This window comes from Nonomuraea sp. NPDC050478, assembly GCF_044458265.1.
Lineage (GTDB): Bacteria > Actinomycetota > Actinomycetes > Streptosporangiales > Streptosporangiaceae > Nonomuraea > Nonomuraea ferruginea.
The window spans coordinates 118,017-130,198 of record NZ_JBITHT010000012.1; the positions used below are offsets into that span (position 1 = coordinate 118,017).

Here is a 12,182-nt window from a genome sequence, read left to right on the forward strand (position 1 = left end):
CACGTACGAGAGGGCGGGACGGTTCACGCTCATCCACGGAGCGGCACGTCAGACGCTTCGGCGGAGATCCGCAGACCTCCGGACACGCTCTTGACCTCGGTCACCTTCACGTCGAAGGGCAGCTTCCCCTGGAACGGGATCGTGTAGGTCACGAACCGGGCGAGCTGGGCGGGCACCCCCTCGATCTTCTCCGCCTGCAGCCGGATGCCCTCGTCGGTCATCTCGACCTTCATCTCCGCGGTGAACTTCACCTTCTGCGCGCCCACCGCCAGCTCGCCCGAGGCGACGAACCGGTCGCCCTTGCCGCTGACCTTCACGCCCTGCGGGGCGAACCTGTCGATGGTCGCGTCCGTCAGCGTGCCGGTGACGGCGACCCGCCCGGCCCGGATGTCGGCGCGGTTCTGGAGGAGGTCGGCGAGCGGCGCGGTCACGTCGTACGCGGCTCCCTTGAGACCCTCGATCGGCACCCCGCCGTAACGCAGGGTGCCGAGGTCGAAGCGGACCTCCTGGTAGTGGCCGGAGATCGCCTGGGTCAGGAAGGGGATGCCGGTGATCTCCACCTCCGGGGTGCCCCGCACGTCGGCGGCGGCGGCGATCCTGTTGGCGAGGTCGCGCTGCACGCCCGCGACCGCCACCCGGTCGAGCACGGCGAGGAGGATGATCAGCAGGATCAGGAAAACGAGCAGCTTGCGCATCGCACTCCCTGTCTCGGGCGGGGGTCAAGAAGCTTATCGGCTCCATTCCCCGCGAGACGGGCGGATCACCCGCCGGCGAACGGCGGCAGCACCTCCACGGTCACGCCGTCGGAGAGTTCGACCTCGCCATGGGGTCTTTTACCGACGGGAGAACCGTCGATCAGAAATGACGATCTGCTGACCACACGGGCGAGTTCGGCGCGATCTGCTGTGATTTTCGTCATGAGTTCGCCCAGTGTGACCGCCTCGAACTCCTCTTCGGCCACACCTGCCGCCGCCTTCGCCGCCGCCCAATAACGCACTTTTCCCGAGGCCATGGCTGTCTCACCGATCCTTCTCCACCATTGTGCGTTCCTGTTTACCTGGTTGTTTCATGCGATGCGTCGTTCACCTGCCGGACGCTCAATGGACGCGACTTGCTCCTGGGATATCCTCGCCTACAGGACTCGGGCGACGTAGCCCCCGGGTCCTTACTTGTTCGAGGAGGCCGCCATGAGCAACCTGCTTCTGCTCACCAACGCGCTCGAGCCGTCCGCGGAGGTGCTCCCGGCTCTGGGGCTGCTGCTCCACTCGGTCCGCGTGGCCCCCGCGGAGGCGTCCGCCCTCCTCGACGCGCCTCCGTCGGACGCCGTGATCGTCGACGCGCGCAAAGAGCTCGTGCAGGCCAAGAGCCTGTGCCGGCTGATCCGCACCACCGGCGTCGACTGCCCCCTGATGGTGATCGTCACCGAGGGCGGGCTGGCCGCGATGACGGCGGAGTGGGGAGTCGACGACGTCCTGCTCGACAAGGCGGGCCCGGCGGAGGTGGAGGCGCGGCTGCGCATGGCCATCGGCCGCATCTCCCAGGCTTCCGGCGAGGACGTGCCCGACGAGATCCGCAGCGGTGACCTGTCCATCGACGAGGCCACCTACACCGCGCGGCTGCGGGGCAGGGTGCTCGACCTGACGTTCAAGGAGTTCGAGCTGCTGAAGTACCTCGCGCAGCACCCCGGCCGGGTGTTCACCCGCGCCCAGCTGCTGCAGGAGGTCTGGGGCTACGACTACTTCGGCGGCACCAGGACCGTCGACGTGCACGTGCGGCGGCTGCGGGCCAAGCTCGGCACCGAGTACGAGTCGCTCATCGGCACGGTCCGCAACGTCGGCTACCGCTTCGTCCCCGACCGGGCCGACACCGCGACCGTCTGATCGCCCCCTCCGGTTGACAGGGCCCTTTCCCCGGGTTGGACTGTCCTGACAGGTCTGCCCCCGACCTGGGTCGTGCTGTCATGCCGCGGACACCGCCGTCCCGAGATGGGTGGTGCCGGTGAACGTGTTCCGATCCCTCGTCGAGGAGAACGCCCGCGCCCGGGTCTACCGGCGTGGTGAATGGCTCTGCTCCCCGCTGCGGCCCACCGGCCGCGTCTATCTGATCGAGCACGGCTACGCCAGGGAGTACCTCCCCGGCGGCGACCGCGAGATCGTGCACGACCTGCGGTCCGGCGGCGACCTGGTGGGCGAGCCGGCGTTCTGGCACCCCGGGGAGCGGGTGAAGGTCGACGCGCTGACCGAGGTGCGCGCCTGGCCGATCGACATGCGGCGGCTGCGTGAGCACGCCGCGTCCAGCACGGCCGTGGCGACCGCGCTGGTGCAGGAGCTGTTCGCCAGGAACGTGGCGGCGCGCAGGCACGAGGCGCTGGCCAGGGCCCCGGTGGCGACCCGGCTGGCCGTGTGGCTGCTCAACCTGGACGCCCGCTACGGGCTGGCCTCCGAGTCGGCCCCGCCGCTGTCCATGGAGACGCTGGCCGACCTGGTCGGCAGCGTTCCCGACGTGGTGCAGCGGACACTCGCCCAGTGGGTGCGGCGCGGCTGGCTGGTGCGTCCCGGCTACCGACGGTTACGCGTCGCCGACCCGGCCGCGATGCGCACGCTGGCCGGCGACTGGGAGCATCTGGCCGTGCCGTGGGAGGGCCGGATCACCCCGTTCCTCACCGGGCCGGGCGCGCCGGCCGAGCCGCTGCCGGCCGCCGAGGTGCCCCGTCCCGCGCAGCTCCACGCGGACGTGCCCGACTTCACCGGGCGGCAGCAGAGCCTGGACCTGCTCACCGAATGGCTGGAGCGGACCCGCAGGACGAACACGATGGTGATCCAGGGCCTGCCGGGCGTCGGCAAGACGGCGCTGGTCACCCACTGGGCGCACCTGCACGCCGGCCGGTTCCCCGACGGGCAGATCGTCATCGACCTGCGCGGCCAGTCGCCCGCCCAGCCCCCGATGACCACGGCGGAGGCGCTCGGCCAGATCCTGCGCTCGCTCGGCGTCGGCGAGCACATGCCGGCCGCCGACGAGGCCGAGCTGATGCTGCTCTACCGCAGCCGGATCGCCGGGCGCAGGCTGCTGCTCATCCTGGACAACGCCGCCGACCCGGCCCAGGTGCGCACGCTGCTGCCCGGCGGCAGGGACTGCGTGGTGCTGGTGACCAGCCGGACCAGGATGGCGCCGCTGCGCGCCACCGGCCAGGCGGACCTGATGGACCTGCACGTGCTCGACCCGGGCAACGCGGTGGCGCTGCTGGTCGGGCTGCTGGGTGAGGACTCGCCGCGGGCGGCCGACCGCGACGGGCTGGCCGAGCTGGCGCGGGTGTGCTCGTACCATCCGTTCGCGCTGCGCATCTCGGCCGCCAAGCTCGCCGAGAACCCGGAGCTGAGCGTCGCCTCCCGGGTGCAGGAGCTGCGCCGCCCGGAGCGGCGGCAGCGGTTCCCCGGCGACCCGGAGCAGGCCTTCGGGTCGGCGCTGGATCTGGCGTACGAGTCGCTCGGGCCGGCGCAGCGGCGTGCCTTCCGGCACATCGGGCTGCTGCCCGGCGGCCCTTTCACGCCCGAGGTGCTGGCCGCGGCGCTCGGCGTGCCGGTGCCGGAGGCGCTGGCGTCACTGGCCGGGCTGCACCGGGCGTATCTGGTCGAGCCGCTGCCCGGCTCCCGCTACCGGGTGCACGACCTGGTCAAGCGGCTGGCCAGGGAGCTGGGCAGGCACGCCGAGGCGGGCGTGCGGGAGGCCAGGGTACGGCTGCTCGACCACTACCTGATGACCGCCACGGAGCCGGGCACTCCGGGCGAGTGGTTCGAGGCCGAACGGCGTGCCCTGGTGTCGGTGGTGCGCACCGCCGAGGAGAGCGGCGCGTACGGGATCGCCTGGCAGCTCGCGCACGCCGTGTTCGAGCCGTTCAGGCGGCTGCGGTACTACGAGAACAACCTGGAGATCCAGCAGGCGGGGCTGGAGTGCGCGCAGCGGATCGGCAACCGGCGGGCCGTCGCGCTGATGCGCAGCCATCTGGGCTCGATCCACCGCGACATCGGCCCGTCCACCCGGGCGGCCCGCTACATCGGCGAGGCGCTGGCCGACTTCGCCACGCTCGGCGACCGGGAGGGCCGCGCCCGCGCGCTCATCGACCTGGCCGAGGTGCACGGCATCGCGGGCAACCTGGAGGACGCGCTGAAGGCGGCGGACGAGGCGCTCTGCGGCTACCAGGAGATCGGCGACCTGGCCGGGGTGGCCGACAGCCTGCACGCGCTGTCCCGCCTCCACCTGTCCCAGGGACGGCACGAGCCGGCGCTCCACCACGCCGGCCAGGCGCTGGAGGTACGGGAGGAGCTGGGCGACCGGCGCGGCACCGCCCAGAGCCTGATCATGCTGGCCCGGGTGCAGCAGAGCCTCGGCGAGCCGAACGCCGCGCTGTCGGAAGGGCTGGAGGCGCTGTCGATCTGCCACGAGCTGGGCGACGAGCACGCCGAGGCCGAGACGCTGCTCTGCCTGGCCGAGGTGTACGACACGCTGCGGCTGCCGCACGACGCCCGGCGCGACGCCGAGCGGGCGCTGGCCGGCTACACCGCCACCGGCGACCAGCACGGCTCGGGCCGGGCGCTGTGCGCGCTGGGCCGCATCGCGCGCAACGGCTCCCGGTACGACGAGGCGCTGGCCCACTTCGAGCAGGCGCTGGCCGTACAGGTCGAGCTCCACCACGAGCAGGGCAAGGCCGAGACGCTCGGCGACATCGGGCTGGTGCACTGGCGGCTGGCCGACTACCTGCGCGCCGACGAGTACCTCACGCAGGCGCTGGCCATCAGCCGGGTGATCCGCGACCTGCCCATGGAGGCGCGCATGCTGAACCGGCTGGCCCGGGTGCGGCGCAGGCAGGGCCAGTCGCAGGTGGCGTTCGTGTACGCGCTGGAGGCGCTGGACATCGTGCAGGCCGTCGGCGGTCGTAGAGCCGAGGCCGACGTCCAGGAGACGCTCGCGAACACGTACCTGTCGCTCGGCCGGCACCAGGACGCGCTGCGCGCGGCCAGGCGGTCGCTGGAGATCAGGGAGGAGATGCGCGACGACAAGGCCAGCGCGCTGCTGTCGATCGCGCTGGCGCTGCACACCGCGGGCCGCCCGTCCCCCGCGCTGGCGTACGCGCGCCAGACCGTCGAGCTGCTGCACGAGACCGGTACGCGCGACCGCTGGGGTGCTGCGCTCACCACGCTCGCCATGATCCTGCTCGACCTGAACCGGCCCGAGGAGGCGTACGTGCACGCCGCGCGGGCCAGGGAGGTCCACCACGCCTGCGGCACCCGCCGCGACCTGGGCTGCGCGCTGCGGGCGCTCGGCCTGATCGCGTGGCGGCGAGGCGACGCCGCGGCCGCCGTGGCCCATCTGGGAGAGGCGGTGCGCACCCTCGACGAGGTGGGCGACGTGGTGGAGGCGAGAAAGGCCGCCCAGGAACTCCGACGAATGTCGTGAATTCCGCCCGGGGGAGGTCGCAGATCTGATCAGGTCACCGGCGTTCAACTGGTCTCACCGGCCACGGACAGCGGAGGTGATCCGGATGCTCAAGAACCATCTGCGTCGAGACCTGCGGTGGTTGAGGCGACAGGCGCGCGGGGACAGGCGGATCACCGTCCTGGTCCTCACCCTGGTGCCGGCCGCGTGGACCCGCCAGCTCGCCCCGGGCGACGCGATGCCCGAGCCGGAGCTGCTGTTCCTGCTTTCGGCAGGGCTGCTGGCGGTGTCGGGCGCGGCCTGGTTCACGTCGGCGTACTTCCTGGCCAGGTCCGCGCGGGCGCGGCGGGAGCCGGTCGAGGTGCTGCGCCGCGTCACCCGCGTCTCCAGGGCCAAGGAGTGGGCGTTCATCGCGGCGGGCGCCTACGTGGCCTGGCACGTACTGCAGTTCGTCACCGTGCTGGTCATGACCTGACCGGGACCGTCAGCCGGGGATGAGCCAGGCGGGGAACGCCGCCTGGTGCGGCCCGTTCTCCGGGTCGAGCTCGTGCCTGATGGTCGCGCACTGGTCCAGCATCGCCCCGTGCAACGACCACAGCTGGACGTTCTCGGTGTCGGGGACGCGCTCGGCGACCAGCACCTGGTGCTCGCCGCTCTCGCGCAGCGCGGTCCGCAGCCGGCCGAGGTCGCGCACGCTGCCCCGGCCGAGCTGGAGCCGGCCGAACGCGGCGAAGGCCTTGGAGATGGCCAGCAGTTCGTCGCCGAGCGCCGCGGGCACCCGGTGGACGTCCTCGGCGGGCAGCCCGCGCACCCCGGCCGCCAGGTCGGTGAGCGACCTGGCGATGCCGCGCAGTTGCAGGCCCGCGTGGTCGAGGCAGGTCATGGCCTCGGCCACCTGGTCGAGCTGCTCGTCCTGCCGTCGCCGCCGGAGCGGCACCAGCCGGACCGACTCGGCGGCCTGCTCGGCCACCTCCTGGCTCTCCCGCAGGCGCGCGTCCACCTCGCGGGACCGCTCCAGCCAGCTTCTCGCCTCGTCCTCACCCCACGCGCCGCGCACGCCCTTGCCCATGGCGGCGGACAGCGACGACAGGTCACCGGCCAGCTCGGCCATCTCCCTGCGCGCCTCCTCCACGTACCGGGGCGGGAGCACGACGAGATTGGCCAGGATGCCGATGACGGCGCCCAGCAGCAGGTCGACCAGGCGCTCCAGGCTGTACGTGGCGCCCAGCGCGAACACCAGCAGGGCGGTGATCGGGATCTGCACGTTCTGCTTGGGCAGGTTGAGCAGCCGGGTCACCACCAGCCCGCCCGCGACCAGGATGGCGAGCGTGATCCCGTTGATGCCGAGCAGGAGGATCAGCCCACCGGCGCCGAAGAGCCCGACCGTGACGGCCCCGACCTGCTGCACCCCGCGCACGACCGTGCCGTAGGCGGTGGCCGAGAACGTGAGCAGCACCCCGATCGCCCCCAGCACCGGCATCCTGTCCTGCAGCACCCGGGCCACCAGCCACCAGGCGAGCACGCACGCGGCCGTCAGCTTGATCCCCTGGAGCAGCGGCTCACGCTCGGCGCGCAGCCATCCGGGCAGTCCCAGGCTGCGAGCGCGCTCCAGGATCAGCCTGCTCTGCCTGGAGATCCGCTCGAACGGCGGCAGCCCCTGCCTCGATCGCTCCCCCATCCCGGCATCGTCGCAGGAACACACCCGCGTGAGCTGGGTAGACACCCTGCTTGAGTGGAGGTGGTGAGGATGGACGCCGAACTTTCAGGTCAGCTGGTGGTCCCGGACGGGGCGCGCGGCGTGGTGCTGTTCGCGCACGGCAGCGGCAGCAGCGGCCGCAGCCCGCGCAACAGGTACGTGGCCGCCGCGCTGAACGAGGCCGGGCTGGGCACCCTGCTGTTCGACCTGCTGACGCCGGAGGAGGAGTACGACCGGGCCAACGTGTTCGACATCGAACTGCTGGCAGGCAGACTGCTGACGGCGACGGAGCGGGTGCGGGAGCAGCCGGCCGCGGCGAACCTGCCGCTCGGCTACTTCGGCGCGAGCACCGGCGCCGCCGCCGCCCTCAGCGCCGCGGCCGAGCCGGACGCCGACGTGGCCGCGATCGTCTCCCGGGGCGGCCGCCCGGATCTCGCGGGCCCGCGTCTCGCTTCCGTACGGGCGCCGACGCTGCTCATCGTGGGCGGCCACGACGAGCAGGTGCTCGAACTGAACCGGGAGGCCCAGCGGGAGCTGGGCGGCGAGAGCCGCCTGGAGATCGTGCCCGGCGCCACCCACCTGTTCGAGGAACCCGGAGCCCTGGACCAGGTCGCCGACCTGACCGGCTCCTGGTTCGTCACCCACTTCACGTGACCCGCGTCAGTTCTGCCGGGCGCCGCGGCGCTCCGACAGCCGCTTCCAGACGAACACCCCGACGGCCAGCACGACCAGGCCGATCACCACGTACGTGAAGATCCCGACGTACGTCTCGACGATCAACCACTGCCGGCCCAGGAAGTAGCCGGCGGTCACGAGCGCGGTGTTCCAGATGAAGCTGCCCACCGCGGTGAGCAGCACGAACGTGGGCAACGGCATCCGCTCGAAGCCGGCCGGGATCGAGATCAGGCTCCTGAACAGCGGCACCATCCGCCCGAAGAACACCGTCTTGCGGCCGTGCCTGGCGAACCACTGCTCGCTCTTGTCCACGTCCTCCGGCTTGAGCAGCGGCACCTTCGCGTACAGCGCGTGCACCCGCCGCCTGCCCAGCAGCGCCCCGATCGCGTAGAGCGCGAGCGCGCCCACCACCGAGCCGATCGTGGTCCACAGCAGGACGTGCCAGAACACCAGCCCGCCCCTGCTCACCGTGAACCCGGCCAGCGGCAGGATGACCTCGCTCGGGATCGGCGGGAACAGGTTCTCCAGCGCGACCGCGATGCCCGCGCCGGGCGCGCCGAGCGTCTCCATGAGACCGGTGACCCACTCGACGATTCCGCCCAGACCGCTGGAAGTCATCCTCGTCCCTTCGTCGCACGTAGTCTCTTCCCGTACGCAGGCGCGTATTCCTCCCGGTCCGTCTCTCGGCCATCCATCTGAGACATTCCTCGGCGGGGAACGTTGTGGCAACCCTCCATGCGTGAATCCCGCCCCGTGGTGTGGGATCGAATCCGCACACACAATCGAGGAGGAGCGATGAAGTGGTTCTCCCCTGCAGACGTCGCCCGGGTGGCCGTCTTCGCCGCGCTGATCGCGGTGCTGGGGCTGGTTCCTGGGGTGAGCCTCTTCGGCGGCCTGGTGCCCGTCACGGCTCAGACCTTGGGGGTCATGCTCGCCGGGCTGATACTCGGCTCGCGGCGGGGGGCGCTGGCGGTGCTGGTGCTGCTCGCGCTGGTGGCGGTGGGGCTGCCGCTCCTGGCCGGGGGCCGGGGCGGGCTCGGCGTCTTCACCCAGCCGTCCGCGGGGTTCTTGATCGGGTGGCTGCCGGGCGCGTTCGTCACCGGGTGGATCGCGGAGCGCGGGGGGCGCAGCCCGAGCATGGTCCGGCTGCTGGTAGCGTGCCTGGTCGGCGGCATGGGGGTCATCTACCTGTGCGGCATCCCGGTGTACGCGATCTTCGGTGATCTCACGCTGGGCGGCGCGGCCCTGTTCACCCTGACCTTCGTGCCGGGCGACCTGGCCAAGGCGGTGCTGGCCTCGTGGATCGCGCGAGGGGTGCAGCGCGCCTACCCGGGCGCGATCCCCACCGTCCACAAGCGTCCGAGATCCGGCGAGGAGGGCTGACCGGGGCATGCCAGTCGCAGCACAGGTCATCCGGCACGCCTCCACCTGCCCCGACCGGGTCGCGGTCTCCGGCCCGTACGGCGACATCACGTACGGCGCCCTGGCCCGTCGCGCGCTGGAAGAGGCGGCGTCCCTCACGGCCGCCCTCCCCCGGCCGATCGCTGCTCGGGCCACCCCACCGGCGGACGGGCGCGCCATCACGGCTGCTGCCCGGACGAGGGCGCCGGTCGTGGGCATCTGCCTGCGTGACCCCGTCGACCAGCTGATCGCCATCCTGGCCGCCGACCTGACGGGGGCCACACCACTGCTGTACGAGCCAGCCCTGCGCGACGGCATCCCAGCGGACCTCCTCATCGAGACCCTGCTCACCACCGGTCCGACCGACCCGGGCGCACAGACCCAGCTCGCCGGGGTCGGCTCGGCGGGGCCGGTCACCCGGTCCTTGCCCGGCGGGGGATGGTTCGCGCCGTCGCCTGGTGATCTGGCGTGGGCGTGTTTCAGTTCGGGGAGCACCGGGCGGCCGCGTGCCGTCGTCCGTACGCGGGAGTCGTGGACGGGGTCGTTCGCTCCATTGAGCGAGATCACCGGGATCGGCGCGGATGATGTGGTGCTGGTCCCGGGGCCGCTGACGTCTTCCCTGTACGGGTTCGCGGCCGTGCACGCGCTGGCCGTGGGCGCGACGGTGCTGGCGCCCGGCCGGTGGGCGCCGGGGTCGCTGCCGGAGCTGGCGCGGCGGGCGACGGCGGTGCACGTGGTGCCGCACCTGCTGCCACGGCTGCTGGACGCCCTGCCCGAGGACGCGCCGCTGCGGGTCGTCGTGGTGGGCGGGGCCGCGCTCCCGCCCGAGGTGCGGGAACGCGCCGGGGACGTGCGGGTGGTCGCCTACTACGGCGCCACCGAGCTGTCCTTCGTGGCCGTGGACGCCGACGGCGGCGGACTGCGGCCGTTCCCCGGGGTGGAGATCGAGGTCAGGCCGCCGCTGGGCGAGGTGTGGGCGCGCTCCCCCTGGCTGGCCGAGGGCTACCTGGGCGGCGTGGCGGGCCCTCTCAAGGCCGAGGACAAGTGGATGAGCGTCGGCGACCTCGCCGATCCGTACACGCCGGGAGAGCCGCTGCGGCTGCGCGGCCGTGGCGACGGCGCGATCCAGACCGGCGGCGCGACGGTGGTCCCCGAGGACGTCGAGGAGGTGCTCCGGCGCGCGCCCGGCGTGGGTGACGTCGTGGTCGTCGGTTCCCCGCACCCCGAGCTGGGAGCGGTCGTGACCGCCGTGGTCGAGGCAGGCGCCGGCCCGCTCCCGTCCAGGACCACCCTGGAAAAGGTGGCACGCGACGGCCTGGCCGCCGCCCAGCGCCCCCGCCGCTGGTACGCGATCACCGACCTCCCCCGCACCCCGACCGGCAAGCCCGCCCGCGCCCAGGTAGCGGCCCGCCTGACCACCACCGACCCCGACCTGCGGAGACTCCCATGACGGGGCCACCCGACCACCGGCAGTCCCAACCTGCGGGAACTCTCATGGCGCGCCGCCCGACCACCGGCAACCCTGACCTGCGGAGACTCCCGTGACGGGCCACCCGACCACCGGCGACGCCGACCTGCGGGGACTCCCATGACGGGCCCGCACGATCCGGTGATCGTGGCCGCCCGCCGGACCCCGATCGGCACCGCCGGCCACGCGTTCAAAACGGTCACGGTCGACGCCCTGGCCGCCGCGGTGATCGGCGCAGTGGCCCGCGACGCCCGTCGCGGGCCCTTGCCGGAGCATGACCGGGACCACCTCCCCGACCAGGACCGCGCGAACGCGCACGACCTCACCTGCGGGGGGCACGGACGCGACCCAGACCTAGCGGAGCACGCAGAACCTCGTCCCAGCGCCCGGGACCTCACCCCGAGTGGGGTTCTCGCGGAGCGTGACCCGGGTGCGGTCGGCCCCGCTCGACACGGGGCGTTCGCCTGGGTCGAGGACGTCGTGCTGGGGAACTGCATGGGGCCCGGAGGGAATGTGGCGCGGGTGGCGGCGCTGAGGGCCGGGCTGGGGGAAGGCGTGCCGGGGGTGACGGTGGACCGGCAGTGCGGGAGCGGGCTGGCCGCCATCCTGATCGCCGCGCAGGCCGTACGGAGCGGGGACATGGAGTTCGTGATCGCCGGGGGCGCCGAGAGCGCGTCGACCGCGCCGGTGCGGGCGTTTCGGGACGGGTCCCCGTACGAGCGTGCTCCTTTCGCCCCGGAAGGGCACCCGGATCCGGACATGGGGGAAGCGGCGGAGGCCCTCGGCGCGGCGCGCGGCGTGAGCCGTGAGCGCCAGGACTCCTATGCGGCCGCCAGCCACGCCAAGGCGGTGGACGCCCGGGCGGCGGGCAGGTTCGCGGCGGAGATCGTCCCGGTCGGTGAGCACTCCAGCGACCAGCGGCCTCGGACGCTGCGCCCGGCGACGCTGGCGCGGCTGCCCGGGGCGTTCGTGCCGGGGGGCGCGGTGACCGCGGGCAACTGCTCGCCCAACAGCGACGGCGCCGCCGCGGTCGCCGTGGTGCCGGAACGGCTGCGTGACGGCAGGCCGGGGCTGCGGCTGGTGGCGGGCGCGGTGGTGGGGTGCGATCCGGCGCTGCCCGGCTGGGGGCCGGTGCCCGCCGTGCGCCGGCTGCTCGCCCGTACCGGCACGAGCCTGGAACGGGTGGCGGCGGTGGAGATCGTGGAGGCGTTCGCCGCGCAGACGCTGGCCGTCACCGACGCGCTCGGGCTCGACCCGCTGGGCGCGGACGCCGGGCGGGTGTGCGCGGACGGTGGCGCGATCGCGCTCGGGCACCCATGGGGGGCCAGCGGTGCGGTCGTGGTGACGCGGCTGTTCACCCGGCTGGTGCGGGCCGGGGCGCCCCGGGGGACACTCGGGCTCGCGACGGCGGCGGTCGGCGGCGGGCTCGGCGTCGCCGCCCTGTTCGAGGTGGTTTGAGTGAAAGGGCTCGTCCTCGCCGAGGTGGTCGGAGTGCTCGCGTTCGCTGACGTC

The 12,182-nt window shown here is 73.1% G+C and carries 11 protein-coding genes; 7 read left to right on the forward strand and 4 right to left on the reverse strand.

The window, feature by feature from the left end:
• Window positions 1-29: 29 nt before the first annotated feature.
• Complete coding sequence (locus ACIBF7_RS42195; protein ID WP_271275212.1) at window positions 30-695, reverse strand: DUF2993 domain-containing protein; 666 nt, start codon at window positions 693-695, stop codon at window positions 30-32.
• 65 nt (window positions 696-760) lie between these two features.
• Window positions 761-1,012: a MoaD/ThiS family protein gene (locus ACIBF7_RS42200; RefSeq protein WP_271275211.1), complete on the reverse strand. Its 252-nt coding sequence runs from the start codon at window positions 1,010-1,012 to the stop codon at window positions 761-763.
• 175 nt (window positions 1,013-1,187) lie between these two features.
• Between ACIBF7_RS42200 and ACIBF7_RS42205 the strand changes: the two genes are divergently transcribed.
• The 3 genes from ACIBF7_RS42205 to ACIBF7_RS42215 all read left to right on the forward strand — a co-directional run bounded on the left by ACIBF7_RS42205 (window position 1,188) and on the right by ACIBF7_RS42215 (window position 5,905).
• A complete protein-coding gene (locus tag ACIBF7_RS42205) occupies window positions 1,188-1,880 on the forward strand; it encodes a response regulator transcription factor (RefSeq protein WP_148036648.1) in 693 nt (230 codons plus the stop codon).
• 118 nt (window positions 1,881-1,998) lie between these two features.
• Window positions 1,999-5,451 carry a tetratricopeptide repeat protein gene (locus tag ACIBF7_RS42210; protein WP_397199623.1) on the forward strand — a complete coding sequence of 1,151 codons (3,453 nt, stop codon included), beginning with the start codon at window positions 1,999-2,001 and terminating at the stop codon, window positions 5,449-5,451.
• An 85-nt stretch (window positions 5,452-5,536) separates the two neighbouring features.
• Window positions 5,537-5,905, forward strand: a complete 369-nt coding sequence (locus ACIBF7_RS42215; protein ID WP_148036646.1) for a hypothetical protein — start codon at window positions 5,537-5,539, stop codon at window positions 5,903-5,905.
• Between the two features lie 9 nt (window positions 5,906-5,914).
• Here the strand turns inward: ACIBF7_RS42215 and ACIBF7_RS42220 are convergent, their stop codons facing one another.
• On the reverse strand, window positions 5,915-7,108 hold the full coding sequence (locus ACIBF7_RS42220) for an aromatic acid exporter family protein (RefSeq protein ID WP_148036645.1): 1,194 nt from the start codon (window positions 7,106-7,108) through the stop codon (window positions 5,915-5,917).
• Between the two features lie 69 nt (window positions 7,109-7,177).
• Here ACIBF7_RS42220 and ACIBF7_RS42225 point away from each other — a divergent pair, with 69 nt between their 5' ends.
• Window positions 7,178-7,780 (forward strand): dienelactone hydrolase family protein, encoded by a 603-nt coding sequence (locus tag ACIBF7_RS42225; protein WP_148036644.1) that lies wholly within the window; start codon window positions 7,178-7,180, stop codon window positions 7,778-7,780.
• A gap of 6 nt (window positions 7,781-7,786) precedes the next feature.
• Here ACIBF7_RS42225 and ACIBF7_RS42230 read toward each other — a convergent pair whose 3' ends face one another.
• Window positions 7,787-8,419, reverse strand: coding sequence for a DedA family protein (locus tag ACIBF7_RS42230; RefSeq protein WP_148036643.1), 633 nt, complete (start codon window positions 8,417-8,419; stop codon window positions 7,787-7,789).
• Between the two features lie 177 nt (window positions 8,420-8,596).
• On the opposite strand from ACIBF7_RS42230, the gene ACIBF7_RS42235 reads away from it, so the two are divergent.
• From ACIBF7_RS42235 to ACIBF7_RS42245, 3 genes are all read left to right on the forward strand, one after another.
• Window positions 8,597-9,184 carry a biotin transporter BioY gene (locus ACIBF7_RS42235; protein WP_148036642.1) on the forward strand — a complete coding sequence of 196 codons (588 nt, stop codon included), beginning with the start codon at window positions 8,597-8,599 and terminating at the stop codon, window positions 9,182-9,184.
• A gap of 7 nt (window positions 9,185-9,191) precedes the next feature.
• Complete coding sequence (locus ACIBF7_RS42240; RefSeq protein ID WP_397199624.1) at window positions 9,192-10,652, forward strand: class I adenylate-forming enzyme family protein; 1,461 nt, start codon at window positions 9,192-9,194, stop codon at window positions 10,650-10,652.
• Window positions 10,653-10,790: 138 nt separating this feature from the next.
• The gene (locus ACIBF7_RS42245; protein WP_397199625.1) at window positions 10,791-12,128 is read left to right on the forward strand and encodes a thiolase family protein; all 1,338 of its coding nucleotides are present in this window, start codon (window positions 10,791-10,793) and stop codon (window positions 12,126-12,128) included.
• The last annotated feature ends 54 nt before the right edge of the window (window positions 12,129-12,182 follow it).

Coding starts and splice junctions, on each gene's coding strand:
- ACIBF7_RS42195 (WP_271275212.1), bottom strand. CDS start 695: ATGCGCAAGCTGCTCGTTTTCCTGATCCTGCTGATCATCCTCCTCGCC.
- ACIBF7_RS42200 (WP_271275211.1), bottom strand. CDS start 1,012: ATGGCCTCGGGAAAAGTGCGTTATTGGGCGGCGGCGAAGGCGGCGGCA.
- ACIBF7_RS42205 (WP_148036648.1), top strand. CDS start 1,188: ATGAGCAACCTGCTTCTGCTCACCAACGCGCTCGAGCCGTCCGCGGAG.
- ACIBF7_RS42215 (WP_148036646.1), top strand. CDS start 5,537: ATGCTCAAGAACCATCTGCGTCGAGACCTGCGGTGGTTGAGGCGACAG.
- ACIBF7_RS42220 (WP_148036645.1), bottom strand. CDS start 7,108: ATGGGGGAGCGATCGAGGCAGGGGCTGCCGCCGTTCGAGCGGATCTCC.
- ACIBF7_RS42225 (WP_148036644.1), top strand. CDS start 7,178: ATGGACGCCGAACTTTCAGGTCAGCTGGTGGTCCCGGACGGGGCGCGC.
- ACIBF7_RS42230 (WP_148036643.1), bottom strand. CDS start 8,419: ATGACTTCCAGCGGTCTGGGCGGAATCGTCGAGTGGGTCACCGGTCTC.
- ACIBF7_RS42235 (WP_148036642.1), top strand. CDS start 8,597: ATGAAGTGGTTCTCCCCTGCAGACGTCGCCCGGGTGGCCGTCTTCGCC.
- ACIBF7_RS42240 (WP_397199624.1), top strand. CDS start 9,192: ATGCCAGTCGCAGCACAGGTCATCCGGCACGCCTCCACCTGCCCCGAC.
- ACIBF7_RS42245 (WP_397199625.1), top strand. CDS start 10,791: ATGACGGGCCCGCACGATCCGGTGATCGTGGCCGCCCGCCGGACCCCG.